The following is a 25744-nucleotide window of genomic DNA, read 5'->3' as shown; positions in this document are numbered from 1 at the left end:
AAAACCATGCTCAGGACAACCCGGCTCGCGCTCGCCGCGGGCGCCGCCTTCCTCGCCGCGGCGCATCTCGCCGCGCCGACGCCCGCCCGCGCGGAAATCCCCGGCAACAAGATCCGTCTCGGCGTGCTGACCGATCTGTCGGGCTTTGCCTCCGATTCCACCGGCATGGGCTCGGTGGTCTCGGCGCGCCTCGCGGCTGAGGACTTCAAGAAGGAGCATCCCGGCATCGAGGTGGAGGTGATCTCCGTCGATCATCAGAACAAGCCGGACATCGGCTCGGCAACGACCCGCAAGTGGATCGCCGACGGCACGGTGGACGCGATCCTCGACGTGCCCTTCTCCTCCGTCGCGCTGGCGGTGCAGGAGGCGGCGCGCGGCTCGAACGTAGCCTTCATCGCTTCCGGCCCCGGAACTGCCCTGCTCACGGGCGAGAAGTGCTCGCCCAATACGGTGCATTGGACCTACGACACCTGGGCGCTGGCCCACGGCACCGCGCTGGCGCTGCTGAAGGCGAAGAAGGACACCTGGTTCTTCGTCACTGCCGACTACGCCTTCGGCCATGCGCTGGAGGCCGACGCCATGGCGGTGGTGAAGGCGGAGAACGGCAAGATTCTCGGCGCCGTGCGGCATCCGACGAACGCTTCGGACTTCTCCTCCTTCATCCTTCAGGCGCAGGCGAGCGGCGCGCAGGTGGTGGCCCTCGCCAATGCGGTGGGCGACACCATCAATTCGGTGAAGGCGGCGGCCGAGTTCGGCCTCACCCAGAAGCAGAGCCTCGCCGCCCTTCTCATGCAGCTAACTGACGTGCATTCCCTCGGCCTGCCGGTGGCCAAGGGCCTGTTCCTCACCGAAGGCTTCTACTGGAACATGAATGACGGCACCCGCGCCTATGCGGACCGCTTCGCGGCGCAGATGAACGGGCGCCGGCCCACCGCAAACCAGGCGGGCGTCTATTCCGGCGCGCTCCACTATCTGCGCGCCGCCGCCGCGGCCAACACCACCGAGGGCCAGAAGGTGGTGGCGAAGATGAAGGAGATGCCCTCCGACGATCCGCTGTTCGGCAAGGGCCAGGTGCGCGCCGACGGCCGGCACATCCACAACATGTACCTGTTCCAGGTGAAGACGCCGGACCAGTCCAAGGGGCCGTGGGACTATTACAACCTCGTCGAGACCATCCCCGCCAAGGACGCCTTCCGCCCCATCGCCGAAGGCAACTGCCCGATGGTGAAGGGCTGAGCCAGCGCGCTCCGCGCATCCGCCTAAGATCGCGCCCCGGCCTGTCCTCCAGGCCGGGGTTTTTTGTGTCGGTCAGGCCGGCGTGCGGCGGCGGATGCGGCCGGTCGGATCGGCGAGGCCGAGGAGATAGCGCCCGGCCTCCTCGATGTCGGCCACGATCTCCGCCTCGGCCGCGGCGCCGTCGCGGCGGCGCAGCGCGTCGAGGGCGGCCTGGTGATGGTCCGTGCCTTTCAGCAGCACCACATATTCGGGCACCACGAAGGACAGGATCGGCCCGCAGCGCAGCCAGAGATTCTCGATCATCTCGTCGAGGATGGGGATGCCGGCTAGCGCATAGATGCCGAAATGGAAGCGGCGGTGGACGTCGAGATAGGCCTCAAGTGCCCGCCGGGCGATCATGCCCCGCATGTCCACGAGCAAGGCGTCCAGCGCGTCGATGTCGGCCGGGCTCGCCTTCGCGGCCGCCTCGCGGGTGGCGCGGCCTTCCAGCTCGCAGCGGACCATGGTGATGTCCACCAGTGCGCTCCTGCGCAGGTCCGGCACCAGCGCGGAATTCCGCGGCCCCTGTTCCAGCACCCCCTGCGCGACGAGCCGGGCGATGGCATCGCGCACGGGGGTGATGGACGTGCCGAACGTCTCCGCCAGCTGGCGCAGCACCAGCGCGCTGCCCGGCTCGAACCGCCCGGCCAGAAGCGCCTCCCGCAGCTGCGCATGGGCGCGATCCCACAGGGGCTCGCGGGAGAGCCGGGAGAGGTTGCGGTCGGCGACGGTGGCTTGCGTGTCCATCTTCCAAGGGGAGCACTGGAAAAGCGCGTTGACAAGCAGCTTATATGTCGTTTGTTATAACAAACAACAAAAGGGAGACGCGCCAATGAAGCACAGCCTTGCCCTCGCCCGGGGCTTTGCCCCGGCTCTGGCCCTCGGAGCGACTGTGGGGACGGTCCTCCTCGCGTCAGCCGGGAGCGCCACTGCCCAGGACAAGTTCCCGAGCCGCGAGGTGCGCCTCATCGTTCCGTGGAACGCGGGCGGTTCCAACGACATCGCCGCGCGCGTGCTGGCGCCGATCCTCGCCGAGAACGGCGTGCGCATCATCGTGGACAATGTGCCCGGCGGCACCGGAACCATAGGCATGGGTCGCGTCGCCAGCGCCAACCCGGATGGCTACACCATTGGCATGGGCACCTCGTCCACCCTGTCCATGATCGCCCAGAACAAGACGCCGCTGCGCAACGACCAGTTCGCCGGCATCGCCCGCGTGTCCAGCGACCCGCTGATGCTGTTGGTGAAGACGGACGGGGCGAAGGACGTGGACGCCTTCGTCGCCCAGATGAAGGCCAATCCCGGCAAGATCACCATCGGCACGCCGGGCAGCTACAACATCAACCACATCTTCGCGACCATGACCGCCAAGGCGGCGGGCGTCGATTATGTGAACGTGCCCTATCCGGGCGGCGCCAAGGTCATCACCGACCTTGCCGGCGGCCAGATCGACGCGGCGGTGCTGAAGCCCTCCGAGAGCATCGCGCAGATCAAGGCGGGGCAGGTGAAGCCCATCGCCATCTTCGACAACCAGCGCCTCACCGTCTTCCCCGACGTGCCGACCATGAAGGAGAAGGGCTTCGACGTCTTCCCCTATGGCCCGGTGGTGCAGATGGCCTATATCGTCGGCCCGGCGAAGATGCCGCCGGAGGTGCGCAAGACGCTGGTCGAGGCCTTCCGCAAGTCCATCCAGGACCCGCGCTTCAAGACCTTCGCGGCGGAGAACGGCGTGCTGGTGGACGACCTCACCGGCGATGCCCTCGATGCGGAGGTGAACGCCGTGCAGAAGTCGCTGAACGCGGTCGCCACCCAAGTGTTCAAGGGCGCGGAATAACGCCCGGCAGCGGCGCGGGCCTCGCATCGCCCGCGCCCTTCTTTCCTTCCCGATCCATAAGAAAGGGCGCGACGTGAGCGTCATCAAGAGTGTCCGGGCCCACGTGATGGCGGCGCCCGTCGAGAAGCCGTTCACCTCGTCGCGGGGCTGGCTCTACAAGACGCGCGGCACCTGCCTGGTGGAGATCGAGACGGCCGACGGCATCGTCGGCTGGGGCGAGTGCTACGGCCCCTCCGCCGTCGCAAAGGCCTTCATCGAGACCCAGTTCGGCCCGCGCATCCTCGGCCGCGACCCGTTCGACGTGGAGGTGATCTGGGAAGACCTCTACAACCGCATCAAGGATTACGGCAACAAGGGCATGTCCATCGCCGCCATCAGCGGCATCGACATCGCCCTGTGGGACATCATCGGCAAGAGCTGCGGCAAGCCGGTGCACAAGCTCCTCGGCGGCGCCTTCCGCACCGAGGTGGATTGCTACGCCACCGGCCTCTATTTCATCGATTTCGACAATCTGGTGGGCGAGGCGGTGGAGGAAGCCACCGGCTACGTGGATGAAGGCTTCAAGGCCATCAAGATGAAGATCGGCCTTGGCAACATCGCCAAGGACTACGAGCGCGTGAAGGCGGTGCGCGACGCGATCGGCCCCAACATCCGCCTCATGGTGGATGCCAACCACGCCTTCTCCGTGCCCGTCGCCATCCGCCTCGGCCGCAAGCTGGAAGAGCTGGACGTGGAGTGGTTCGAGGAGCCCATCTCGCCGGAGGACATTGATGGTTATGTGGAGGTCGCCCGCGCCCTCGACATGGCGGTGGCCGGCGGCGAGAACGAGTTCACCCGCTGGGGCTTCCGCGACGCCATCGTGCGCAAGGCCATGGACATCGTGCAGCCGGACGTGTGCGCCGCGGGCGGCCTCTCCGAGTGCAAGAAGATCGCCACGCTCGCCTCCACCCATGGCGTCGAGTGCGTGCCCCACGCATGGGGCTCGGCGGTGGGCATCGCCGCGACGCTCCACTTCCTCGGCTCCCTCGCCGACCAGCCGCCGAGCCTGTTCCCTTTCGAGCCGCTGCTGGAGTTCGAGCAGTGCGAGAACCCGTTCCGCGACCACCTCGCCAAGGAGCCCATCGTGCAGGAGCGCGGACGGGTGAAGATCCCCACCGGTCCGGGCCTCGGTATCGAGATCGACCGCTCGGTCATCGACCGCTATCGGGTGGGTTGAGCCATGCGCTTCGTGAGCTTCCGCCACGCCGGCGAGGACCGTGCCGGCGTCCTTGAAGGCGATGGCGCGGGCGCCGATGACGTGGTGTTCGACCTCGCCCATCCGGCCATGGCCGATGCCCTCGGCGGTGTCGCGCCGCATGTCCATGCGCTGATCCTCGCCGGCCTGCCGGCGATGGTTGAGCGCATCGCTGCCCACGGCCTTGCCGGGGCCGCTCGGCTCCCGGCGAGCGAGGTGGACCTGCTGGCGCCCTATGTGCCGCCGCGCATCTACGCGCTCGCCTTCAATTATCGCGATGCGCTGGCCGAGCGGGGCATGGCGGCTCCGGCCGAGCCGGTGCTGTTCATGAAGCAGGCCTCCACCGTGGTCGGGCCGGGCGCGCCGATCCTGCTGCCGCCGGACGTCGGCGGCTGTACCTATGAGGTGGAGATCGCCGCCGTCATCGGCCGGCGGGCGGAGAGGGTGACGCGCGAGGAGGCGCTCTCCCACGTCGTCGCCTACGCCGTGTTCAACGACATCAGCGCCAGCGAGATGATCAAGCGCGACGGCGGCTTCACCCGCGGCAAGAATCTGCCGACCTTCGGCCCCCTCGGCCCCTTCCTCGCCAGCGCCGACGAGATCGCCGATCCGCACGCGCTTGCGCTCTCCCTCGACGTTGACGGCAACCGGCTGCAGGAAGGCATCTCGTCCGACCTCGTGTTCGACATCGCCGATCTGGTCTCGCGCCTTTCGCAGGCCCACACGCTGGAGCCGGGCGACGTGATCGCCACCGGCACGCCGGCCGGTGTCGCGGGCATGCGCAAGCCGCCGGCCTGGCTCCGGCCCGGCTCCGTGGTGCGCGCCCGCGTGGAAGGGCTCGGCACTCTGGTCAATCCCATCGTGGAAGGTGCGCCTTATGGTCCGTGAGCGGCCGATCGTCTTCGCTACCAATGCGCTGCATCCGGACGGCGCGGCGCTGCTGGAGGGCGTTGCCGAAATCGTCGTCGGCGCCGACACCTCCGATGACACCCTGCGCCGCCTCACCCGCGAGGCCGATGTGGTGATCGTGCGGGCCAAGCTCCCGGACGACGTGTTCGAGGGCGCGGAGCGCGTCAGGGGTGTGGTGCGCCACGGGGTGGGGCTTGATTTCATTCCCGTCGCAGCGGCGACCGCCCGGGGCATCCCGGTGGCCAACCTGCCGGGCAGCAACACGCAGACCGTGGCGGAATACGTGTTCTCCGCCCTCTTCCATCTGCGCCGGCCGCTGGCGCGGATCGATGCGCGCCTGCGCGCGGAGGGCTGGAATCCGGCTCGCGGGCTGGGGGACGGCACCAGCGAGATCGCGGGCTCGACCCTCGGCATCATCGGGCTCGGCGCCATCGGCCAGCGGGTCGCGGCCATCGCGCGGGCCGGGTTCGGCATGCGCGTCATCGGCGCGTCCCGCTCCGGCGGGGCTGTGGAGGGCATCGAGAGCGTCGATCTGGAGGCCCTGTTCGCCCAGAGCGACGCGGTGGTTATCGCCTGCCCGCTGACGCCGCAGACCAAGGGCCTCGTGGACGGGCGGCTGCTCGCCCGCATGAAGCCGTCCGCTTTGCTCATCAATCCGGCGCGCGGCCCCATCGTGGATACGCAGGCGCTCCTCACCGCCCTCAAGGCGGGATGGATCGCGGGGGCGGCGACCGATGTCTATGACGCTCACCCGGTGCCGCCGGACAGCCCGCTCTTCGACCTGCCGAACCTGCTGATGACACCCCACCTCGCCGGCATCACCGCCACCTCCATGCGGGCCATGAGCATCGGCGCCGCCGAGGAGGTGCTGCGTATCCTGAGGGGCGGGGAGCCGCAGAACCTCGTCAATCCCGACTATCGCGCCGCGCGCGGCTGACCGCGCTACAGAGCCAGAACCCGAGAGAGCCTCATGCGCATCGCCTCCATCCGTGCCGTCCCCGTCTCCTTCCGCGTGCCCGAGGGCAAGAACGTCACGCTGGGCATCGGCCGGGCGGTGAAGCGCGATTCCGTGCTCGTGCGGGTGGAGACGGACGAAGGCATCGTCGGCTGGGGCGAGGCCCATCACGGCCGCTGCCCGGGCGCGGTGGCGAAGCTCATCGACACCACCTTGTCCGAGCTGGTGCTGGGCATGGATGCGCTGGACGTGGTGGGCGTGTGGCAGAAGGTCTACCGCATGCAACTCGCCAGCCACGGCATGGGCGCGGCGGCGGCGCTGGCCCTGAGCGGGCTCGACATCGCCTTATGGGACATCCGCGGCAAGGCGATGAATGCGCCTATCCATCGCCTGCTGGGCGGGGCGCCGAAGAAGATCAAGGCCTATGCCGGCGGCATCTCGCTCGGCTGGCAGGAGCCTTCCGCGCTTGCCGAGGAGGCGCAATCCTACGTGGCGCAGGGCTATCGCGCCCTGAAGCTGCGCGTGGGTGACGCGCCCCGGCGCGACATTGCGCGGGTGGAGGCGGTGCGCGCTGCGGTGGGAGACGAGATCGACATTCTCGTCGATGGCAACACCGGCTGCTCTCTGGACGACGTGCGCCGGGTGATGCCGGCCTATGAGGCGGCGAAGGTGGGCTGGTTCGAGGAGCCGTTCCCGCCGCACGATTACCGCAGCTATCAGGACGCCGCGAAGCTCGGCACCGTGCCGCTGGCGGCGGGGGAGAACCACTACACCCGCTTCGAGTTCACCCGGCTGATCGCGGACGGCGCCGTTTCCTTCGCGCAGCCGGACCTCTCCAAGGCCGGCGGCATCACCGAATGCCACCGCATCGCGGTGCTCGCCTCCGCCTGGAAGATGTCGGTGAACCCGCACACCTCCGCCACCGGCATCAACATGGTGGCGACGCTGCATTTGATGTGCGCGGTGGACAACCCCGGCTATTTCGAGGGCGACGTCGCCCACCACAACCCGTTCCGCGACGAGGTGTGCGGCCTGCCGTACCAGCTCTCGCCGGACGGCACCGTCACCTGCCGCGAGGGGCCAGGCCTCGGCATCGAGGTGGACGAGGCCTTCCTCGCCGCCCACCCCCTCATCGAAGGCCCGTGCTACGTGTGATCGCTTCTCGCCTCACAGGAAGCCGGTGGAGATCCACGGCACGGCGGCGACGATGATGAGGCCGATGAGCAGCGCGATCATGTACCCCACGATGGGCTTCATGCCCGCATCCGGGCTGATGCGGCTGATGGCGCAGGCGGCGTAATAGCCGACGCCGAAGGGCGGCGCGAACAGGCCCATGCCCATGGCGAGGATCACCACCATGGAATAGTGCACCTCGTTCACCCCCACCTGCTTGGCGATGGGGAAGAGGAGGGGGCCGAACAGCACGATGGCGGGGATGCCCTCCAGCACCGAGCCCAGCACGACGAACGCCACGATGGAAACCGCGAGGAAGCTCGCCGCCCCGCCCGGCAGGGCACGCATGGCCTCGGCCAGTGCGTTGGAGAAGCCGGACTGGGTCAGCGCCCACGCCATGCCCGTGGCGGCGCCGATGATGAACAGGATGGCGCCGGAGAGCGCTGCCGTATCCACCAGCATGGGGAACAGGCGGCGGAAATCGAAACGGCGATAGATGAGCAGGCCCGCCACCACCGAATAGACGATGCCGATGGTGGAGACCTCCGTGGCGGTGGCGACGCCCTCGATCACCGCCGCGCGGATGACGAAGGGCAAGGCGATGGCAGGCACGGAGATGATGAAGGCGCGCCCCACCTCGCCCCAGCTCGCCTTGGCGACGCCGCTGAGATCCTCGTCGCGATAGCGCCACCACACCACCGAGCACAGGGCAACGGCGAGCACCAGCGCCGGCAGCAGGCCGCCCGTGAACAAAGCGGCGATGGACACGCCCGTGACCGAGCCGATGGTGATGAGCACGATGGAGGGGGGGATGGTCTCGGTCTGCGCACCGGTCGCCGAGAGCAGCGCCACGAGGTCGCCCGGCTTGGCACCGCGCTTGGTCATTTCCGGAAACAGCACCGGGGCGACGGCGGCCATGTCGGCGGCCTTGGAGCCGGAGATGCCCGAGACGAGATACATGGCGCCCACCAGCACATAATGCAGGCCGCCGCGCACATGGCCGAGCAGGCTGGCGAGGAAGGCCACCATGGCCTTGGCCATGCCGGTCATCTCGATGAGCTGGCCGAGGAACACGAACAGCGGCACGGCGAGCAGGATGAGGTGACCCATGCCCTCGTCGAAGCGGCCGATCACCACCATGCTCGGCGTGTGGGTGGAGAGCGAGATGTAGGCGAAGGTGGCAAGGCCGAAGGAGAAGGCGATGGGCACCGCCATCAGCACCATGACGCCCACGCCGAACAGGAAGAAGATCAAGAGGTTGTAGTTGCCCAGCGTCCGGAACACCGGACCGAGGGCATAGAAGCCGCCGACGATGGCGGCGACCACGAGGATGGCGATCACCGCATCGCGCCCCGTGGCGTGCTGGGCGAGCTTGAGCAGACCCACCATCAGCATAAGCGCCGTGCCCACCGGAATGGCGGCGGCGCGCCAGGTGTTGGGAATCTCCAGCGCCGGCATCACCACATAGGCTTCCTCCTGCGCATACTCGATGGCCGGGTGGAGGATCATCAGCAGGAAGGCGACGGCTGCGGCAATGGCGATCATGTCGAAGAAGGCACGGGCGCGCGGCTGCATCATGCCGACGATGGCCGTCATGCGCATGTGCTCGCCGCGGTTCAGCGCGATCACCGAGCCGAACAGGGAGAGCCAGAGGAAGAGCATAGAGGCCAGCTCATCCGACCAGATGAGCGGCTTGTGCAGGGCATAGCGGAAGATGACGCCTGCCAGTAGCACGAGGATTTCCGCCACCACCAGCACCGCGGCGGGAATCTCCGTCAGCCAGCCGAGGATGGCGCTGGCCTTGACCGCCCACACGCGTCCGGTGACGTCCGAATGGTCATGGGTGTGTAGCGACATGGAAACCCCTTGGCACGGTGCAGGCTTTTCGCGTCCACGTCCGGAGTGCCGACTCAAGACGATGCGCTGAACCGTCCCCGAAGATCGATGCGGGCTCAAGAGGGTAAGCGCGCGATCAGCCTGCGCCGCACCGATCTAGGGGGCTTGCCCCCGGCATTTTTTGCGTTCCGGCCCCAAGGGAAGGTGTTCGTGCTGCAATCGCACGCAAAGCTCGCACTGCAGCATGGCGTCATCCTCGCGCGTCATCGGTGGCGTCGCGAGGGAAGATGCGGCGGCGACGGGTGCGGGTGGGAGCGCGTGGAAACACAGGGAAACAAGAAGAAATGAACGTTCGGCCTGTCGGGGTCTGTAAAAACGGGAAATCACAAGAATTCGCTCATCTGCGCCGTCTGATCGGCGATGCGGCGTGCATGTTGATTTACACTTACTGACATGCACCGACTTCGGCGGAGACTATGAGGCAGGTATGTTTGGCACTGGGGCGGAGGTTCGTAATTCTGGTGCCCTATGCGTCATTGTGCAGTCGCCATGGCCTGCGCCCTGCTGGCATTTCCGATCTTGATGGATTGTGGGAAGGCCGCCGAGCGTGGCGCGCAGGCGCCGTCCGGGGATGAGGTGCTTTTCCTGCGGTGTGCCGGTCCCGCGGCGCCGTCCTCGGACACCTTCAGCTTTTCCAAGGCCTATAGGGTCGATCCGAAGGCGGGTGAGGTCTTTGCGTTCGATGGAGCGCGCGACGTCTTCGTCGCTGCCGGCCGGTGCGCGGTCGGTCCGGATATCATCACCTGCCGGGACGAGAATCCGGGTGCGGCGCAATATCAATCGATCACCATCCATCGGGCCGACGGCGCCTTCAGGCGCGAGACCACCGTCCGCGATGTCCGCATCACATCCGAGGGCGCCTGCCGGAAGAGCCTGTGATGGGGCTTAACGGTCATACCGCCTGCTCGGAGAGCCGGCCCAGTTCGCGTGAGACGAGATCGCGGTAGACCCCCGGCCGGCGCATCAGCTCCTCGGGCGGGCCGCTCTCCACCAGCCGGCCGCCGCGCAGCACCAGGATGCGGTCGAACTTGCGCAGGGTGGAGAGGCGGTGGGCGATGGTGATGACGGTGCGGCCGGTCATCAGCCGCTCGAGCGCGGCACGGATCGCCTCCTCGGCCTCGGTATCGAGCGCCGAAGTGGCTTCGTCGAGGATGAGGATGGGCGCGTTCTTGAGGAAGGCGCGGGCGATGGCGATGCGCTGGCGCTGCCCGCCGGAGAGCTTCACGCCACGGTCGCCGACGATGGTGTCGAGCCCCTGCGGCATCTCCTCGATGAAGGGCAGGCAGCGCGCGGCCACCGCCGCCTCCCACACCTCGTCGTCGTCCGCCTCGGGCCGGCCGTAGCGGATGTTCTCGCGCAGGCTGCGGTTGAGCAGGGCCGTGTCCTGCGGCACCAGCGCGATGGTCTGGCGCAGGCTCGCTTCGGTGCTCCGCGCGATGTCCTGCCCGTCGATGAGGATGCGGCCGCCGTCGAGCGCGTAGAAGCGCTGGAGCAAAGCGACCAGGGTGGACTTGCCGCCGCCGGAGGGGCCCACCAGCCCCACGCGCTGCCCAGCCTCGATCTCGGCGCTGAAATTCTCGAACACCCGCCGGCCGTTGGGAAAACCGAAGGAGATGTTCTCGAAGCTGACGCGAGCCCCGGCGGGCACCAGGGCGGATGCCTCCGGATGGTCGCGCATCTCGTGCGGGGAAAGCAGGGTGGACAGAGCCTCGGACAGGCGGGCGAGGTGCTGCGTCACGTCCACCAGCGCGACGGCGAGATCGCGGGTGGCGCTGAGCACCGAGATGCCGAGGGTACACACCAGCACCACGTCGCCGGCGCTGGCCCGCCCGCTCTGCCAGAGGGTGATGGCCCAGGCGAGGAGGCCGATGGTCATCACCACCACCACGCCGGCATGGAGCAGGCGCAGGCGCTCCAGATAGATGAGGCTGCGGCGGCGGGCGGTCATCTCCTCTGCCACCGTCGCGTCGAACCGGCGATGCTCGCGCGAGATGGCGCCGAAGGCGCGCACCAGCGCCATGTTGCCCACCACGTCCACCATTTCCCCGTCCACCGCCGCCGCCTTGTCGGCGAAGGAATGGTGAAGCGGCTTGCCGGCGGCGGCGATGCGGAACATGACGAACATCACGAGCCCCGCCACCGCTACCAGCACCGCCGCCATCTCCACGCTGACGAGGGAGAGGAAGAGGATGGCGCCGAAGGTGGCGACGCAGGGCGGCAGCACGTTCCACACGAACATGTTCTCGATCTGGAACACGGCGTTGGACGTGGCCGTCACGCGGCTGGTCAGCACGCCCGGAAGGCGCTCGGTGAAATAGCCGGGGGCATGGCCGGTGAGGTGGCGGAACAGGTCCGACCTCAGATCGCCCGTCACCGCCACGAAGGCATAGGCGGCGCACAGGCTCGCCACGCGCCAGAGCAGGGTATCGGTCGCGATGAAGCCGACCAGTACGGCGAAGGCGGTCCACGGAGCGACGGCGCCGGGGGCGGGGGAGGTGGAGAGCGCGTCCACCAGCAGCTTCACGCCATATTGCGTGCTGACGGAAGCCGCGACCGCGCCGAGCACCGCGATCAGGATCACGGCATGCAGCACCCGGTGTCGCGCCACATAACGCCCGAGGAAGGCGAGGGGCCTTTGCGCGTAGCGGCAGAGGTCCACCGGCGCGGCTTGAGCGCGGCTTGAGCCCGTCTGCGCGCCACGGCGGCGGAGCCAGGACGAACCCAGCAGATGGGGCGGCGTGGGGCAGGCCTGCCCCTCGGATTGCAATGTGGTCACAGGCCCTCGCGCGGTTCGGGACAATGGGTCCGGAAGGTTCTGGCGCTCTTGACGCACGAACCCGGAACGCTGCGGGGCCGTGTTCGTTTCCCACCGGTGACGAATTCGCTGCACTGCGCCATCCGGCGTGGGCACGGCGCCGCTTTCGCGCGCGGCGCGTCAGGAGGGCAGGCATGGAAAACCACGAGCGGCAGCAGGGGCCTGCGCTGACGCAGTTCATCGGAGATACGGGCGCGCGGCCGGGTCGCGATGCCGCCCGGGCCATGCAAGGGTGGCTGCGGCATCTTGCCCTTGCAGCCCTCCTCCTTCCGGGTCCGGCGCTGGCGCAACCGGCGGTGCCGGCCGAGCCTGCCCCCTCCGCATCCCCGACCCCCGCACCTGTCCCCCCTGCGCCACCCCCCGCCGCGCCGGCGCGGCCGACAGTGGAGACGCCCGCCGTGGTGCTCGATGGGAGCGTGGCCGAAACACTCCTCGGCAAGCCGGTGAAGGGCGCCAGTGGCGATGACATGGGGCGCGTGGTGGACGTGATGGTGGATCGCGCCGGGACCATCCGCGCCGCGATCATCGATTTCGGCGGGTTCCTCGGGGTGGGCACGCGCAAGATCGCCGTGGACTGGCGGGTGCTGCACTTCCCCGCCTCCGGGGCCATGGAGGCCATCGGCGCCGATCTCTCCCGCGACCAGCTGCGGACCGCGCCGGTCTACAAGCCCGGTGAGCCGGTGGTGATCGTCGGCCGGGCCGACCCCACGCCGGCGGCCGCGCCCCGCCCGTCACCTCCGAGCCCGCCGCCTCCGAATCCGGTGCCTGCGCCTTCCCTTGGCCCGCCGCCACCCGCTGACGCCGCCGCGAAGCCGTAGACGTCGAGTGGGGAACGCAGCGGCATGGCCGACGTGATCGACAGGCAGCTCAGCCAGCGGGACGACGCGGCCTCGCACCCATCCGTGCAGCCGGCGCGCGCCCCGCAACCACCGCCGCCCGCCACGGCGCGGAGCCGGCACGGGCTGGACGGGCTGGTGTTCTTCATCGCCGATGTGCAGACCGGCTTCGGGCCATTCATCGCCGTCTTCCTCACCACGCAGAAATGGACGCAAGCGGATATCGGCCTCGTCCTCACCATCGGCTCGCTGGTGAGCCTCGGGGGGCAGATCCCCCTCGGGGCGTTCGTGGACCGGCTGAAGGCGCTGCGCGCGGCGATTGCTGTCTCCCTGATTCTGATCGGCGGGGCGGCGCTGGCCTTTGCGCTGTGGCCGGTGTTCGCGGTGGTGGCGGCCTCGCGGGTGGTCCACGCCGCCGCCAGTTGCGTCGCCGGGCTGGCGCTGGTGGCGATGAGCGTGCGGCTCGCGGCGCCGGGGCAGGTGGGGGAGCGGCTTGGACGCAACGCCGCCTTCGCCTCGGCCGGAACCGGCATCGCCGCCGCCGCCATGGGGGCGGTGGGCTACTATGTGTCGAGCCACGCGGTGTTCTATCTCACCGCGCTCATGGTCATCCCGGCGCTGCTTGCCCTCTCGCGCATCCGCGCCGAGGAGGTGGCGGCTCCGCCCCGACCGGAGGGGGAGGACGTGCGGGACGCCCGCACCGGCGGCCTCGGCGCCGGCCTTCTCGCCCTCGCGCGAAATCGCCGGCTGGTGATCTTCGCCGGCTGCGTCATGGCGTTCCACCTCGCCAATGCGGCCATGCTGCCGCTCGCCGCGAGCATGCTCACCATGCGCTCCAGCGAGGCCGCCACCGTCATGGTGGCGGCTGCGATGGTGGTGCCGCAATTCACCGTCACCGTCCTGTCGCCGCTGGCGGGGCGCCTCGCCCAGAGCCTTGGGCGGCGGCCGCTGCTGCTTGCGGGGTTTGGCGCGCTGGTGGTGCGGGGGCTCTTGTTCGCCACCGTCACGGAGCCGGTGGGGCTGGTGGCGATCCAGCTTCTGGACGGCCTGTCGGCGGCGGTGTTCGGCGTGCTGGTGCCGCTGGTTGTGTTCGATGTCGCCCACAAGAGCGGCCACTTCAACCTGGCACAGGGCGCGGTGGGCTGCGCCATGGGCATCGGCGCGTCCATTAGCACGCTGCTGGCGGGCATCGTCGCCGACCGCTTCGGCAGCTTCGCCGCCTTCGAGACGCTGGCCGTCCTGGCCGCGCTCGGCTTCCTCGCGGTGCTTCTCGCCATGCCGGAGACCCGGGGGCGGGCGGGGGAGCTTATTTCCGAAGCCCCACCCGGTGGCGGGACATGATCTCGTTCATCTCCGCCCGCAGGATGCCCATGGTCTCGGACAGCCGCATGGCCATCTCCTGGATGGCCGCCTGCGCGGGATCCTGCAGCACCAGCTTCTTCGCCTTCTCGATGCAGTAGCCGGTGAACAGCGCGTCCTGCTCGGGGCTAAGGGCAAGGCCCGCCTTGAGCGTGCGGACCTCCGCCGCGTCGCTGCGGTGGGAATTCACCTTCGGCGCATAGAGCGAGGCGTGCCGCCGCCAGTATTCCGCCTCCGCCACCTGCCCGGCCATGAGCACGACGATGGCTTCGGCCACCCGCCGCCGGTCGGCCTCGAGCGAGAGGTCGAGGGGCAAGCTTTCCGCGTCGGCAAAGCGCGTTTCCCCGCTCAGCCCGTCCGGCGGGCGCAGCAGCGCCTCCGTCACGTCCCGCTTGAGGAGGATGGCCACCAGCGCATGCCCCGCCTCATGGACCGCGATGGCCTTGCGGCGGATACCGATGGGGATCTCGTGGGCGGGCGTCATGGTTATGGGCGGTTTCACGACAAGGGACGTGAGCCAAGCATTTCCCGTACCAATCGCAGCCCCGCCTGCCGTCCGCCTAGCGGGCGCGCTGCACCACTTCGCCGTCTTCCTTGGTGAAGCTTTCCGGCGGCGTCTCCAGAAGGTCGAGCACAAGTTCCGACGGGCGGCACAGGCGCGTGCCCTTGGGCGTCACCACGATGGGACGATTGACGAGGATGGGGTGTTCGACCATGGCGTCGAGCAATTGCGCGTCCGTCACGCCGGGCTCGGACAGCTTCAGCTCGGCGACGAGGGGTTCCTTGGCCCGCAGCAGGTCGCGCAGGGGCGCGCCGGTGGCGGTGGCGAGGTCCGTGAGCTGCGCCCTGGTCCATCCCGTCTTCAGATACTCGACCACCGTCGGCTCGACGCCGGCGGCGCGGATCATGGCGAGGGTGTTGCGCGAGGTGCCGCAGCGCGGGTTGTGATAGATGGTGATCGGAAAATCGCTCATCGGCTTGATCTTTCGCGGAAAAGCCAGCCGCACAGGGCCGCGGCGGCGAGAGCGCCCGCCAGTTGGGCGAGCAGGAAGAGGGGAACGGACTGCGGCGCGATGCCGGCGAACGTATCGCTGAGGCTGCGCGCCAGCGTCACCGCCGGGTTGGCGAACGAGGTGGACGCCGTGAACCAATAGGCCGAGGTGATGTAGAGCCCGACCACCGCCGGCACCATCTGCGGCCGCGCCCGCGCGGTGGCGAGGATCGCCGTGACGAGGCCGAAGGTCGCGATCGCCTCCGACAAGCCCTGCGCCGCGCCGTCGCGAAGCTTGCCAGAGATCTGCACCATGGGCTCGGCGAACATGGCGTGGGCGGCGAGCACGCCCAAAACCGCCCCGGCCAGCTGCGCCGCGACATAAGCGCCGGCCGCGCCCCACCCGATTTCCCGCCGGAGCGCGAACACCAGCGTCACCGCCGGATTGAAATGCGCGCCGGAGACCGGGCCGAAGGCGGTGATCAGCACCACGAGCCCGGCGCCGGTGGCGAGGGTATTGCCGAGGAGGGCGATGGCCGTGTTTCCGCCCGCCAGCCGCTCGCCCATGATGCCCGAACCGATGACGATGGCGAGCAAAAGCGCCGTTCCGAGCGTTTCCGCCGCGAGGCGACGGGGCAGATCGAAGGCGGGTGCGGCTTCGCGGGCGAAAGCACTGGCGGGCGGGGTGATCTGGTTCATGAGGCCTGTGGTCCCGCGGGCAGCTTCGGGGCACAGGCGCCGGCTTCGCTGGTGGAGGGCGCGCACAGCTCGGGCCGGCCGCCGCAGCACTTGTCGGTGAGAAAGGCGATGAGATCGCCCACCGTCTCGAACTGCGCCGCATAGATGATCGAACGGCCGTCGCGGCGCGACGACACGAGCCCGGCATGGGCGAGCACGGAAAGGCTGGCCGAAAGCGTATTCGGGGGAATGCCGAGCCGCCGGGCCATCTCGCCGGCCGCAAGCCCCGCCGGCCCCGCCTCCACGAGGAGGCGCAGCGCACTGAGGCGACCCTCATGGGCAAGGGCGGAGAAGACCGGGACGGCCTGCTTTAATTCCATATTTCATGAATAATGGAAGTCTGGCCCTTCCGCAACAGCCGGACTAAAAGAAACCTCGAGAGACGAAGGCTGGGAGACGAAGGCTGTGCTGCCTAGCGTTTAATCAGCGCTCATATGTCGGGCTTTGCAGTCGTCGGCTCTCGTGCGAATCAGAAGATGATTTCAAATCATTCCAGTCCGGCCTCCGCGCCTGCCCCACATGCGCGTCGCCCGGCCGGGGAGTTGAGTGACATGATGAGCCACACGGCCGAGCTTTCCGAGGACACCGTCCGTTCCACTTTGGCCAAGGTGCGCACGCCCGAGGGCGTGGCGCTGTCCGTCTCGCCGGCCTTGTCCGGCGTCGTGGTCACGTCGGGCAAGGTGTATCTCTCCATCAACATCGATCCGGCCCAGGCGCGGGCGTGGGAGGATGTGCGCATCGCCGCCGAGAACGCGGTGAAGGCGCTGCCGGGCGTTGCCTCGGCCCTCGTCACCCTCACGGCCGAGCGCAAGCAGGCGCCGGCGGCCCCGGCCGCGCACAGCCACGGTCACGGGCACGCCCATGGTGGAGCCCATGGAGGAGCCCCTGCGCCGCGCGGCATCGCCGTGCCGGGCGTTGCCTCCATCATCGCCGTGGCCTCGGGCAAGGGGGGCGTGGGCAAGTCCACCACCTCCATCAACCTCGCGCTCGCGCTGCGCGATCTCGGCCTGAAGGTCGGCCTGCTCGACGCCGACATCTACGGCCCCTCGGTGCCGCGCCTCACCGGCGTCGCCCAGAAGCCGGAGACCACGGCGGACGGCAAGACCATGCTGCCGCTGGAGAATTTCGGCCTTCAGCTGATGTCCATCGGCTTCCTCGTGGAGGAAGACACGCCGATGATCTGGCGCGGCCCCATGGTCATGTCCGCCATCTCCCAGATGCTGAAGGACGTGAAGTGGGGTCCGCTCGACGTGCTTGTGGTGGACATGCCCCCCGGCACCGGCGACGCACAGCTCACCATGGCGCAGCAGGTGAACCTTGCCGGCGCGGTCATCGTCTCCACCCCGCAGGATCTGGCGCTCATCGATGCGCGGCGCGGCGTCGCCATGTTCGAGCGGGTGAACGTGCCCATCCTCGGTGTGGTCGAGAATATGTCGCACTTCGTCTGCCCCCATTGCGGCGGACGGTCCGACATCTTCGGCCATGGCGGCGCCCATGCGGAGGCGGACAAGATGGGCGTGCCGTTCCTCGGCGAGATCCCGCTCCACATGCGCATCCGGGAAATGTCGGACGCCGGCCTGCCGATCCTCGTCTCCGATCCCGACAGCCCGCAGGCGGACGCCTACCGGCACGTGGCGACCGGCGTGAAGGCGGCCCTCGACAAGGCCGCCGCCCAGACCCGGCAGGCGCCGCGTATCGTCATCGAGTGACGCGCCATCGGCGCCGACCGGTGCGGTGCCGTGATTTTGAGCCGCCGGGGCATTTTTTCCCCGGCGGGCTGCGTTTCATCCCTTCCTCTGCGTTGAGCCGGAGGGGCGGCTGCTCTAAAAGCGGTACGACGGCCCGCCCCAGAAGCGGCGCTGCGTTGAAAGAGCCCCAGGGAGTTCTCCATGAAACGCCGTGAGTTCCTCACCGCCGCCAGCGCGGGTGTCGCCGCTTCCGCAGCCGTGGCCATGCCGGCGATCGCGCAGTCGGCGCCGGAAGTGAAGTGGCGCTGCACCTCGTCCTTCCCCAAGTCCCTCGACACCATCTACGGCGCCGCCGAACTGATGGCGAAGCAGGTGGCTGACGCGACCGACGGCAAGTTCCAGATTCAGGTGTTCGCGGCGGGCGAAATCGTCCCCGGCCTGCAGGCCCTCGACGCGACCACCAACAAGACCGTCGAGATGTGCCACTCGGCGTCTTATTACTACGTGGGCAAGGACCCGACCTTCGGCCTCGGCACCGCCGTGCCGTTCGGCCTCAACGCCCGCCAGATCAACGCCTGGTTCCTGTTCGGCAACGGCATGAACCTGTTGAACGAATTCTACAAGAAGTACGGCGTCGTCATGTTCCCGGGCGGCAACACCGGCGGCCAGATGGGCGGCTGGTTCCGCAAGGAAATCAAGACGGTCGAGGACCTCAAGGGCCTCAAGATGCGCATCGCCGGCATCGGCGGCCAGGTGCTCGCCAAGCTCGGCGTGGTGCCGCAGCAGCTCGCCGGCGGCGACATCTATCCCGCGCTGGAAAAGGGCACCATCGACGCGGCCGAGTGGGTCGGCCCGTATGACGACGAGAAGCTCGGCCTCTACAAGGTCGCGCAGTATTACTACTTCCCCGGCTGGTGGGAGGGCTCCGCCGCCCTCAACTTCTTCGTCAACCAGGACAAGCTCGCCGAGTTGCCGAAGAACTACAAGTCGATCCTCACCGCCGCCATGGCGCAGGCCAACGAGAGCATGCTCGCGAGCTACGATGCCAAGAACCCGGTATCGGTGCAGAGCCTCGTGAAGGCCGGCACCCAGCTGCGCCGCTATCCCAGCGACGTGATGGACGCCGCCTACAAGGCCTCCCAGCAGCTCTATGAGGAAATCGGCGGCAAGAACGAGGACTTCAAGAAGATCTACGAGGACATGAAGACGTTCCGCAACAACGCCTATCTGTGGTGGCAGATCGTCGAGTTCACGTATGACGACTTCATGGTGCGCGCCCGCACCCGCGGCTGACGCGAACTGCGGTCGATTTCCAGACAAGGCAAAGCCCCGGAGCGACGCTCCGGGGCTTTTTCATTTGGTGTTAGATCAACGCGTGCCGCCGGGCGTCGCCTGGGTGCGGCCGCCTTCCTGCGCCGGGCCCTTGTGCGGATCCTGGCCGGGCGCCATGCCCGAGCGCGGCGCGACGGTTCCGGTGGTGTCCATGGCGGGGCCGTTGCCGGTGGACGAGGCGCCCGGCGTGGCCTGCGTGCGGCCGGCCTCCTGCGCCGGACCCTTGTGGGTATCTTGGCCGGCGGACATGCCCGAGCGCGGGGTGGACGGCACGCCGGGGGTCGGGGCGGTCATGCCGCTGCCGCTCGGGCCGGGGGTGGCCTGGGTGCGGCCGCCTTCCTGCGCCGGGCCGCTCTGCGTGTTCTTGCCGGGCGCGGTGCCGGACTGGGCGCCCGCGGCGCCGGTCATGGCGATGAAGGCAGCGGCGGCGACGGGGATGGCGTACTTCGCGATGCTCATGCGGGGTCTCCCTCCAATTGACTGCACGGCATGACAACCGCGGAAACCGCATTTCGGTTCAGTCGATTTTGAGCCGGCGAAGGCGAAGTTGCCGCGGCCACGTTGCATTCGCGCCGCCCTCTGCCTAGTGTCCGCGCGCCTCCCGCCCCCCTCGTCCCGCGCCGCCGGGGAGGGCACGCCGGGGTCACGTTGCTGCGAGCTTTCTTGAAATGATCGACCCGAGCCTTCCCGCCCACATGCGCCCCGACCGTTCGTTCCAGGCGCTGCTCCTGACCCTTCAGCGATTCTGGGCGGACCAGGGCTGCGTCGTGCTCCAGCCCTACGACATGGAAGTGGGCGCCGGCACCTTTCACCCGGCGACGACACTGCGTGCGCTGGGACCGAAGCACTGGAAGGCCGCCTATGTGCAGCCCTCGCGCCGCCCCAAGGACGGCCGCTATGGCGAGAACCCCAACCGGCTCCAGCATTATTACCAGTTCCAGGTCATCCTGAAGCCTTCGCCGGAGAACCTGCAGGAGCTGTACCTGCAATCGCTGGCGGCCATCGGAGTGGACCTGAAGCTGCACGATGTGCGCTTCGTGGAGGACGACTGGGAGAGCCCGACGCTGGGCGCCTGGGGCCTCGGCTGGGAATGCTGGTGCGACGGCATGGAGGTGTCGCAATTCACCTACTTCCAGCAGGTGGCCGGCTTCGAGTGTTCGCCGGTCTCCGGCGAGCTGACCTACGGCCTCGAACGCCTCGCCATGTATGTGCAGGGCGTGGAGAACGTCTACGACCTGAATTTCAACGGCCGCGAAGGCGCCGAGAAGACCACCTACGGCGACGTCTTCCTCCAGGCCGAGCAGGAATATTCCCGGCACAATTTCGAGGCCGCCGACACCGCCATGCTGTTCGAGCAGTTCCGCATGGCCGAGGCGGCCTGCCACAAGTATCTGGCGTTCGGCGACAAGGGCGAGACCCACGAGATGGCGCTGCCGGCCTACGACCAGTGCATCAAGGCCTCCCATGTCTTCAACCTGCTCGACGCGCGCGGCGTGATCTCCGTGACCGAGCGGCAGAGCTACATCCTGCGCGTGCGCGAACTGGCCAAGGCCTGCGGCGCGGCCTGGCTGAAGACGGCCGGCGGCGGCGCCGCGGCCTGAGGGCTGAACGGTAAGGGATTGCCCCGACCGTCGCGCGGGTGCTAGCTCAAGCGGAGCCGCAACCGCCCGTCCGGACACGCCATGACCGCCACCGATGCCGGGAGACGCGACCTGCCCGGCCTCACGCCGCCCGAGGAGGCGGGGCCAGCGGGGGCGTCGCCGCGCCTGCTTGCGGCGGGGGGCATCGGCAATCTGCTGGAATGGTACGACTTCGCCTCCTACGGCTTCCTCGCGCCCATCTTCGCCCGCACCTTCTTTCCCGCCGAGGATGCGCTGGTGGGGCTCATCTCCGCTTTCGGCCTGTTCGGCGCGGCCTTCCTGATGCGCCCGCTGGGGGCGGTCCTGTTCGGTCATGTGGGCGACCGGTTTGGCCCCCGCATCGCCCTCATCGCCTCGGTGTCGGTGATGAGCTGCGCCACGGTGGGCATCGGCCTGTTGCCCACTTACGCAACGGCCGGCTTTCTCGCCCCTTTGCTGCTCCTCATCCTGAGGCTGCTGCAGGGCCTGTCCATCGGCGGGGAATACACCACCTCCTCCATCTATCTCGCCGAGCACGCCGTGCCCCGCCATCGCGGCCTCACGGCGGCCTTCTCCACGGCGGGCGGGCAGACGGGGACGCTGCTGGGCTCTGGCGTGTGCGCGGTGCTGAGCGCGGTTCTCTCGGCTGAGGCGATGCAGGCCTTCGGCTGGCGTGTGCCGTTCCTGCTGGGAGCGGTGCTCGGCATCATCGCGCTGCTGCTGCGCCGGCCCCGGCCCGGCGACCGCGGCGGCAGCAAGGCCAAGGGGCTGCCGCTGAAGCGGGCCTTCCGCGAGGCCGGCGGCGCCATCCTCGCCGCCATGCTGGTGACGCTCTTCGTCGGCGCCGACACCTATCTCCTCTTCGTCTACCTGCCGACCTATATGGAGCAGGAGGCCGGCCTCGCCCCCGCGACCGCATTGGCCTTCACCACCCTCGCGCTCATCGTGTCGGTCACCTGCTGCCTGCTGTTCGGCGCCCTTTCGGATCGTATCGGCCGCCGGCGCATCGTGGCGGCGGGGCTGTCCGGCTTTGTCCTTCTGTCCTGGCCGCTGTTCCTGCTGCTGCGCGGCGGCAGCCCGCCGGAGGTGCTGGCCGCTCAGATCGTCTTCTCGGTGCTGGCCGCGGCGGTGACGAGCCCGCTGCCGGCGCTGCTGGTGGAATTGTTCGAGACGCCGGTGCGCTGCAGCGCCATGGGTTTTGCCTGGAATCTCGGCATCGGCGTCTCGGGCGGTTTCGCGCCCATGCTCGCCACCTATTTCGTGAAGGGGCTCGGGCTCACCATGGCCCCGGCGGTCCACCTGATGCTGCTGGCGGCCGTCGCGCTGGTGGGCGTCGCAGCGCTGACCGAACGGCGCGGCCGGGTGCTGGACGCGCCTTCCGAATAGACCTAACGCTTGAGCTGAGCGGGGGCGGAATCCATGAGCAGCATAGCGCACACGCAGGCGGACGACTTTTCCGGGGGCTTGGCCCCGCAGGGCGCGCCCGTTCTCTCCCGGCGGCTGATGGCGGCCGGAATGCTCGGCAATGTGCTGGAATGGTATGATTTCGCCGTCTACGGCTTCCTCGCCAGCATCTTCGCCCGCAACTTCTTCCCCGAGACGAGCCCCACGGCGGCCATGCTGTCGGTGTTCGGCGTGTTCGCCGCCTCCTTCCTGATGCGGCCGCTTGGCTCGGTGCTGTTCGGCCATATCGGCGACCGGATGGGGCGGCGCGCGGCGCTCATGTCCTCCGCCGCGCTCATGAGCATCTCCACCTTCTGCGTCGGGCTTCTGCCCACCTATGAGACGGCCGGGGTGCTCTCCGCCGTGCTGCTTCTGGTGCTGCGCCTCGCGCAGGGGCTCTCGGTGGGCGGGGAATACATGACCTCCGCCGTGTTCCTGGCCGAGAATGCGCAGGTGCGCTGGCGCGGGGCGGTGACCTCGCTGGTCATCGTCGGCTGCAACGGCGGGATGCTGCTGGGCTCGGCGGTGGGGGCGCTGGTCTCCGGCCTCATGTCGGCGGACGACCTTGCCGCCTGGGGCTGGCGCATCCCCTTCCTGCTCGGCTGCCTGCTCGGCGGCTTCGCGCTGATCCTGCGCCGGACGGTGGCGCGGGACGTGAAGCCGGTGCATCGGCCCACCCTGCCGGTGGTGGAAGCCTTCCGCGAGAACGGCGGCAGCATCCTGCGGGCGACGCTCATCAACATCGTGCTGGGCATCGCCTATTACCTCTCCTTCGTCTATCTCGCCACATGGCTCCAGCAGCAGGAGCATTTCACGCCCCATGTGGCGCTGGAGCTGAACGCCGTGAGCATGGCGGTGGTGATGGCCGGCTGCCTCGGCTTTGCCGCGCTCTCCGACCGCATCGGCAGGAAGCCGCTGATCGTCGGCGGATTTCTGTGCCTTGCCGTCTTCACGTGGCCGCTGTTCCTGTTGCTGCAGTCCGGCTCGACGGGGCTGGCGCTTTTGGGACAGCTCGGCTTCGCGGTGATCGTCTCCATCTATGGCGGGCCCATCGCGGTGGCGCTGGTGGAGATGTTTCCCCGCCACACCCGCTGCACGGCGGTGGGGCTGAGCTGGAATCTCGGCCTCGGCCTCGGCGGCGGTACGGCGCCCATGGTGGCGGTGCTGCTGGTGAGTCTCACCGGCGATGCCATGGCCCCGGCCTTCTACATGATCGGCGGCGGCATCGTGGCCTTCCTCGCCGCGCTGGGGCTCAAGGAGATGCGCGGCCGGTCCCTCGACTGAGCCCGCCCCCTCGACGCGGCGGCCGAAACGAACTAGCACAGGCCCCGAAATTCACCCGCCGCGCGCAAGCGCCAGCCTCCCCGCATGGGGAGGACGAGCCCGAACCGATGCCTGATCTTCTGCTCGAACTCTTCTCCGAGGAAATCCCCGCCCGCATGCAGGCCCAGGCGGCCGACGCGCTGAAGAAGCTCGTCACCGACGCTCTGGTGGAGCGCGGCCTGCTCTATGAGGGCGCGAAGGCCTTCGTGACGCCGCGCCGCCTCGCGCTCGCGGTGCACGGCCTGCCCGGCCGTCAGGCGGACCAGAAGGAAGAGAAGAAGGGCCCGCGCGTGGGCGCGCCCGACCAGGCGGTGGCCGGCTTCCTCAAAAGCGCGGGCCTCGCCTCCCTCGATCAGGCGACCATCCAGTCCGACCCCAAGAAGGGTGATTTCTACGTGGCCGTGGTGGAAAAGCCCGGCCGCGCCACCACCGAGGTGGTGGCCGAGATCGTGCCCGACATCATCCGCAAGTTTCCCTGGCCGAAGTCCATGCGCTGGGGAACCGGCACGCTGCGCTGGGTGCGCCCGCTCCATTCCATCGTCGCCACCTTCGGGGCGGAGGGGGACGAGCCGGAGGTGGTGCATTTCTCCGTGGACGGCATCGAGGCCTCCAACGTCACCCGCGGCCACCGCTTCCTGGCGCCCGAGCCCTTCACCGTGAAGCGGCTGGACGACTGGATGGCGAAGCTGGAGGCCGCCAAGGTGGTAGCCGACCGCGACCGCCGCAAGGAAATCATCCTCAACGACGCCAAGGACCTGGCCCTCGCCGCCGGCCTTGAGCTGGTGGAGGACGAGGGGCTGCTGGACGAGGTGTGCGGGCTCGTGGAATGGCCCGTGGTGCTCATGGGATCGTTCGAGGAGCGCTTCCTCGACATTCCCGACGAGGTGATCCGCGCCACCATCCGCGCCAACCAGAAGTGCTTCGTGCTGAAGGACCCGAGGACCGGGCGCCTCGCCAACCGCTTCATCCTCATCTCCAACCTCGTTGCTTCGGACGGCGGCGCGGCCATCGTCGCCGGCAACGAGCGCGTCATCCGCGCCCGCCTGTCGGACGCGAAATTCTTCTGGGATACGGACCGGCTGAACGGCCTCGCGAGCCGCATGCCCAAGTTCCAGTCCATCACCTTCCACGAGAAGCTCGGCTCGCAGGCCGAGCGCATCGAGCGCATCGTCCGCCTCGCGAAGGAATTGGCCCCCAAGGTCGGCGCGCCGGTGGCGCTGGCCGAGGAGGCCGCGCTGGTGGCGAAGGCGGACCTGCTCACCGAGGTGGTGGGCGAGTTCCCCGAGCTGCAGGGCCTCATGGGCCGCTACTACGCGCAGGGTGAGAACCTGCCGGCTGAGGTCGCCGCCGCCTGCGAGGAACATTACAAGCCGCAGGGTCCGAACGACCGCGTGCCGACCGCGCCGGTCTCTGTGGCCGTGGCGCTGGCGGACAAGATCGACACGCTGGTGGGCTTTTGGGCGATCGATGAGAAGCCGACCGGGAGCAAGGATCCCTATGCGCTGCGCCGGGCGGCGCTGGGGGTGATTAGGATTGTGCTAGAGAATGGGCTGCGGGCGCCGCTGCTCTCGGTGTTTAGTTTTGCGGCCGGCGGAAAAGCCGACCTTTCGGCCTTGGCTAGTGTCAGCCTGTCGGACGGAAAATATTCCCCAAAGGGAACAGCTGAAGTCATCGATGACGTTTTGCAGTCGCATCGTGTGGCTGGCCTGAATTTCGATAAGACGAAGACCCTTATCGACCTCCTCGCCTTCTTCGCCGACCGCCTGAAAGTCTACCTGCGTGATCGCGGCGCCCGGCACGATCTCGTCGATGCCGTCTTCGCCCTCGAAGGGCAGGACGATCTCCTTCTCGTCGTCCGCCGGGTGGAGGCGCTCGCGGCCTTCCTCGCCACCGAGGACGGGAAGAACCTCCTCGCCGGCTACCGCCGCGCGGTGAACATCCTGCGCATCGAGGAGAAGAAGGATGGCCGCGCCTTCGCCGGCCCCACCGTCGCCGCTTTGCTCAAGGAGCCGGCGGAGGAGCACCTCGCCGCCGCCATCGACGATGTGAAGGCCCGCGTCTCCAAGGCTGTCGCCGCCGAGGATTTCGAGGCCGCCATGACCGCGCTGTCCGACCTGCGCCAGCCGGTGGACGCCTTCTTCGACGCTGTGACGGTGAACGACGCCGATCCCGCGCTGCGCGAGAACCGCCTGAAGCTGCTCGATGAAATCCGCGCCGCCACCCGCGGCATCGCCGATTTCGACCGCATCGAAGGGTAGGGCAGGGGGCGCTTTCCCCAATCGTAAGCGGGTTCCCTCTCCCCTTGCGGGAGAGGGTTAGGGCGA

At 68.6% G+C, this 25744-nt stretch carries 23 protein-coding genes; 15 read left to right on the top strand and 8 right to left on the bottom strand.

Annotation, left to right across the window (positions count from 1 at the left end; all coding sequences use genetic code 11):
• The first annotated feature begins 6 nt into the window (after window positions 1–6).
• Window positions 7–1236, top strand: a complete 1230-nt coding sequence (locus ACT54R_RS16375; protein WP_476327987.1) for an ABC transporter substrate-binding protein — start codon at window positions 7–9, stop codon at window positions 1234–1236.
• 72 nt (window positions 1237–1308) lie between these two features.
• Here the strand turns inward: ACT54R_RS16375 and ACT54R_RS16370 are convergent, their stop codons facing one another.
• Window positions 1309–2022, bottom strand: a complete 714-nt coding sequence (locus ACT54R_RS16370) for a GntR family transcriptional regulator (RefSeq protein ID WP_476327985.1) — start codon at window positions 2020–2022, stop codon at window positions 1309–1311.
• A gap of 85 nt (window positions 2023–2107) precedes the next feature.
• Between ACT54R_RS16370 and ACT54R_RS16365 the strand changes: the two genes are divergently transcribed.
• The 5 genes from ACT54R_RS16365 to ACT54R_RS16345 all read left to right on the top strand — a co-directional run bounded on the left by ACT54R_RS16365 (window position 2108) and on the right by ACT54R_RS16345 (window position 7362).
• On the top strand, window positions 2108–3109 hold the full coding sequence (locus tag ACT54R_RS16365) for a Bug family tripartite tricarboxylate transporter substrate binding protein (protein WP_476327983.1): 1002 nt from the start codon (window positions 2108–2110) through the stop codon (window positions 3107–3109).
• 73 nt (window positions 3110–3182) lie between these two features.
• Entirely contained in the window at window positions 3183–4325 is a 1143-nt protein-coding gene (locus ACT54R_RS16360; protein WP_476327981.1) for a mandelate racemase/muconate lactonizing enzyme family protein, read from the top strand.
• A gap of 3 nt (window positions 4326–4328) precedes the next feature.
• Entirely contained in the window at window positions 4329–5231 is a 903-nt protein-coding gene (locus tag ACT54R_RS16355) for a fumarylacetoacetate hydrolase family protein (protein WP_476327979.1), read from the top strand.
• The gene (locus ACT54R_RS16350; protein ID WP_476327977.1) at window positions 5221–6189 is read left to right on the top strand and encodes a hydroxyacid dehydrogenase; all 969 of its coding nucleotides are present in this window, start codon (window positions 5221–5223) and stop codon (window positions 6187–6189) included. Before ACT54R_RS16355 ends, ACT54R_RS16350 begins: the two co-directional genes overlap by 11 nt.
• A gap of 33 nt (window positions 6190–6222) precedes the next feature.
• Window positions 6223–7362 carry a mandelate racemase/muconate lactonizing enzyme family protein gene (locus tag ACT54R_RS16345; protein ID WP_476327975.1) on the top strand — a complete coding sequence of 380 codons (1140 nt, stop codon included), beginning with the start codon at window positions 6223–6225 and terminating at the stop codon, window positions 7360–7362.
• A gap of 12 nt (window positions 7363–7374) precedes the next feature.
• Here the strand turns inward: ACT54R_RS16345 and ACT54R_RS16340 are convergent, their stop codons facing one another.
• A complete protein-coding gene (locus ACT54R_RS16340; protein WP_476327973.1) occupies window positions 7375–9237 on the bottom strand; it encodes a TRAP transporter large permease in 1863 nt (620 codons plus the stop codon).
• 528 nt (window positions 9238–9765) lie between these two features.
• Between ACT54R_RS16340 and ACT54R_RS16335 the strand changes: the two genes are divergently transcribed.
• On the top strand, window positions 9766–10155 hold the full coding sequence (locus tag ACT54R_RS16335; RefSeq protein WP_476327971.1) for a hypothetical protein: 390 nt from the start codon (window positions 9766–9768) through the stop codon (window positions 10153–10155).
• 13 nt (window positions 10156–10168) lie between these two features.
• On the opposite strand, the gene ACT54R_RS16330 is transcribed toward ACT54R_RS16335, so the two are convergent.
• Entirely contained in the window at window positions 10169–11935 is a 1767-nt protein-coding gene (locus ACT54R_RS16330; protein WP_476329207.1) for an ABC transporter ATP-binding protein, read from the bottom strand.
• A 290-nt stretch (window positions 11936–12225) separates the two neighbouring features.
• On the opposite strand from ACT54R_RS16330, the gene ACT54R_RS16325 reads away from it, so the two are divergent.
• Together ACT54R_RS16325 and ACT54R_RS16320 are read left to right on the top strand one after the other, a co-directional pair.
• Window positions 12226–12909, top strand: coding sequence for a PRC-barrel domain-containing protein (locus tag ACT54R_RS16325; RefSeq protein ID WP_476327969.1), 684 nt, complete (start codon window positions 12226–12228; stop codon window positions 12907–12909).
• Between the two features lie 24 nt (window positions 12910–12933).
• Window positions 12934–14268 carry an MFS transporter gene (locus tag ACT54R_RS16320; RefSeq protein ID WP_476327967.1) on the top strand — a complete coding sequence of 445 codons (1335 nt, stop codon included), beginning with the start codon at window positions 12934–12936 and terminating at the stop codon, window positions 14266–14268.
• On the opposite strand, the gene ACT54R_RS16315 is transcribed toward ACT54R_RS16320, so the two are convergent.
• The 4 genes from ACT54R_RS16315 to ACT54R_RS16300 form a co-directional block, all read right to left on the bottom strand.
• Entirely contained in the window at window positions 14234–14770 is a 537-nt protein-coding gene (locus ACT54R_RS16315; protein WP_476327965.1) for a hypothetical protein, read from the bottom strand. The genes ACT54R_RS16320 and ACT54R_RS16315 overlap by 35 nt on opposite strands.
• A 76-nt stretch (window positions 14771–14846) precedes the next feature.
• The gene (gene arsC / locus ACT54R_RS16310) at window positions 14847–15260 is read right to left on the bottom strand and encodes an arsenate reductase (glutaredoxin) (protein ID WP_476327963.1); all 414 of its coding nucleotides are present in this window, start codon (window positions 15258–15260) and stop codon (window positions 14847–14849) included.
• The gene (locus ACT54R_RS16305; RefSeq protein ID WP_476327961.1) at window positions 15257–15976 is read right to left on the bottom strand and encodes an MIP/aquaporin family protein; all 720 of its coding nucleotides are present in this window, start codon (window positions 15974–15976) and stop codon (window positions 15257–15259) included. Before ACT54R_RS16305 ends, arsC begins: the two co-directional genes overlap by 4 nt.
• Window positions 15973–16335: an ArsR/SmtB family transcription factor gene (locus ACT54R_RS16300; protein ID WP_476327959.1), complete on the bottom strand. Its 363-nt coding sequence runs from the start codon at window positions 16333–16335 to the stop codon at window positions 15973–15975. Before ACT54R_RS16300 ends, ACT54R_RS16305 begins: the two co-directional genes overlap by 4 nt.
• A 231-nt stretch (window positions 16336–16566) precedes the next feature.
• Here ACT54R_RS16300 and ACT54R_RS16295 point away from each other — a divergent pair, with 231 nt between their 5' ends.
• Together ACT54R_RS16295 and ACT54R_RS16290 are read left to right on the top strand one after the other, a co-directional pair.
• Window positions 16567–17724, top strand: a complete 1158-nt coding sequence (locus ACT54R_RS16295; RefSeq protein ID WP_476327957.1) for an Mrp/NBP35 family ATP-binding protein — start codon at window positions 16567–16569, stop codon at window positions 17722–17724.
• A gap of 180 nt (window positions 17725–17904) precedes the next feature.
• On the top strand, window positions 17905–18996 hold the full coding sequence (locus ACT54R_RS16290; RefSeq protein ID WP_168458933.1) for a TRAP transporter substrate-binding protein: 1092 nt from the start codon (window positions 17905–17907) through the stop codon (window positions 18994–18996).
• Window positions 18997–19071: 75 nt separating this feature from the next.
• On the opposite strand, the gene ACT54R_RS16285 is transcribed toward ACT54R_RS16290, so the two are convergent.
• Window positions 19072–19494 carry a hypothetical protein gene (locus ACT54R_RS16285; RefSeq protein WP_476327955.1) on the bottom strand — a complete coding sequence of 141 codons (423 nt, stop codon included), beginning with the start codon at window positions 19492–19494 and terminating at the stop codon, window positions 19072–19074.
• Window positions 19495–19730: 236 nt separating this feature from the next.
• On the opposite strand from ACT54R_RS16285, the gene ACT54R_RS16280 reads away from it, so the two are divergent.
• The 4 genes from ACT54R_RS16280 (at window position 19731) to glyS (ending at window position 25678) form a co-directional block, all read left to right on the top strand.
• Window positions 19731–20636 carry a glycine--tRNA ligase subunit alpha gene (locus ACT54R_RS16280; RefSeq protein ID WP_210254527.1) on the top strand — a complete coding sequence of 302 codons (906 nt, stop codon included), beginning with the start codon at window positions 19731–19733 and terminating at the stop codon, window positions 20634–20636.
• An 81-nt stretch (window positions 20637–20717) separates the two neighbouring features.
• On the top strand, window positions 20718–22040 hold the full coding sequence (locus tag ACT54R_RS16275; protein ID WP_476327952.1) for an MFS transporter: 1323 nt from the start codon (window positions 20718–20720) through the stop codon (window positions 22038–22040).
• 33 nt (window positions 22041–22073) lie between these two features.
• Entirely contained in the window at window positions 22074–23381 is a 1308-nt protein-coding gene (locus tag ACT54R_RS16270; RefSeq protein ID WP_476327950.1) for an MFS transporter, read from the top strand.
• Window positions 23382–23488: 107 nt separating this feature from the next.
• Window positions 23489–25678 carry a glycine--tRNA ligase subunit beta gene (gene glyS / locus ACT54R_RS16265; RefSeq protein WP_476327947.1) on the top strand — a complete coding sequence of 730 codons (2190 nt, stop codon included), beginning with the start codon at window positions 23489–23491 and terminating at the stop codon, window positions 25676–25678.
• The last annotated feature ends 66 nt before the right edge of the window (window positions 25679–25744 follow it).

It is taken from the genome of Xanthobacter sp. DMC47 (assembly GCF_056313845.1).
The sequence above is the reverse complement of the archived record's forward strand: the minus strand, read 5'-3'. Positions and strand labels throughout refer to the sequence as shown.

Excerpts from the sequence above, each read along its gene's own strand:
- ACT54R_RS16375 (WP_476327987.1), top strand. The coding sequence starts at position 7 with ATGCTCAGGACAACCCGGCTCGCGCTCGCCGCGGGCGCCGCCTTCCTC.
- ACT54R_RS16370 (WP_476327985.1), bottom strand. The coding sequence starts at position 2,022 with ATGGACACGCAAGCCACCGTCGCCGACCGCAACCTCTCCCGGCTCTCC.
- ACT54R_RS16365 (WP_476327983.1), top strand. The coding sequence starts at position 2,108 with ATGAAGCACAGCCTTGCCCTCGCCCGGGGCTTTGCCCCGGCTCTGGCC.
- ACT54R_RS16355 (WP_476327979.1), top strand. The coding sequence starts at position 4,329 with ATGCGCTTCGTGAGCTTCCGCCACGCCGGCGAGGACCGTGCCGGCGTC.
- ACT54R_RS16350 (WP_476327977.1), top strand. The coding sequence starts at position 5,221 with ATGGTCCGTGAGCGGCCGATCGTCTTCGCTACCAATGCGCTGCATCCG.
- ACT54R_RS16345 (WP_476327975.1), top strand. The coding sequence starts at position 6,223 with ATGCGCATCGCCTCCATCCGTGCCGTCCCCGTCTCCTTCCGCGTGCCC.
- ACT54R_RS16340 (WP_476327973.1), bottom strand. The coding sequence starts at position 9,237 with ATGTCGCTACACACCCATGACCATTCGGACGTCACCGGACGCGTGTGG.
- ACT54R_RS16335 (WP_476327971.1), top strand. The coding sequence starts at position 9,766 with ATGGCCTGCGCCCTGCTGGCATTTCCGATCTTGATGGATTGTGGGAAG.
- ACT54R_RS16325 (WP_476327969.1), top strand. The coding sequence starts at position 12,226 with ATGGAAAACCACGAGCGGCAGCAGGGGCCTGCGCTGACGCAGTTCATC.
- ACT54R_RS16320 (WP_476327967.1), top strand. The coding sequence starts at position 12,934 with ATGGCCGACGTGATCGACAGGCAGCTCAGCCAGCGGGACGACGCGGCC.
- ACT54R_RS16315 (WP_476327965.1), bottom strand. The coding sequence starts at position 14,770 with ATGACGCCCGCCCACGAGATCCCCATCGGTATCCGCCGCAAGGCCATC.
- arsC (WP_476327963.1), bottom strand. The coding sequence starts at position 15,260 with ATGAGCGATTTTCCGATCACCATCTATCACAACCCGCGCTGCGGCACC.
- ACT54R_RS16305 (WP_476327961.1), bottom strand. The coding sequence starts at position 15,976 with ATGAACCAGATCACCCCGCCCGCCAGTGCTTTCGCCCGCGAAGCCGCA.
- ACT54R_RS16300 (WP_476327959.1), bottom strand. The coding sequence starts at position 16,335 with ATGGAATTAAAGCAGGCCGTCCCGGTCTTCTCCGCCCTTGCCCATGAG.
- ACT54R_RS16295 (WP_476327957.1), top strand. The coding sequence starts at position 16,567 with ATGATGAGCCACACGGCCGAGCTTTCCGAGGACACCGTCCGTTCCACT.
- ACT54R_RS16290 (WP_168458933.1), top strand. The coding sequence starts at position 17,905 with ATGAAACGCCGTGAGTTCCTCACCGCCGCCAGCGCGGGTGTCGCCGCT.
- ACT54R_RS16285 (WP_476327955.1), bottom strand. The coding sequence starts at position 19,494 with ATGAGCATCGCGAAGTACGCCATCCCCGTCGCCGCCGCTGCCTTCATC.
- ACT54R_RS16280 (WP_210254527.1), top strand. The coding sequence starts at position 19,731 with ATGCGCCCCGACCGTTCGTTCCAGGCGCTGCTCCTGACCCTTCAGCGA.
- ACT54R_RS16275 (WP_476327952.1), top strand. The coding sequence starts at position 20,718 with ATGACCGCCACCGATGCCGGGAGACGCGACCTGCCCGGCCTCACGCCG.
- ACT54R_RS16270 (WP_476327950.1), top strand. The coding sequence starts at position 22,074 with ATGAGCAGCATAGCGCACACGCAGGCGGACGACTTTTCCGGGGGCTTG.
- glyS (WP_476327947.1), top strand. The coding sequence starts at position 23,489 with ATGCCTGATCTTCTGCTCGAACTCTTCTCCGAGGAAATCCCCGCCCGC.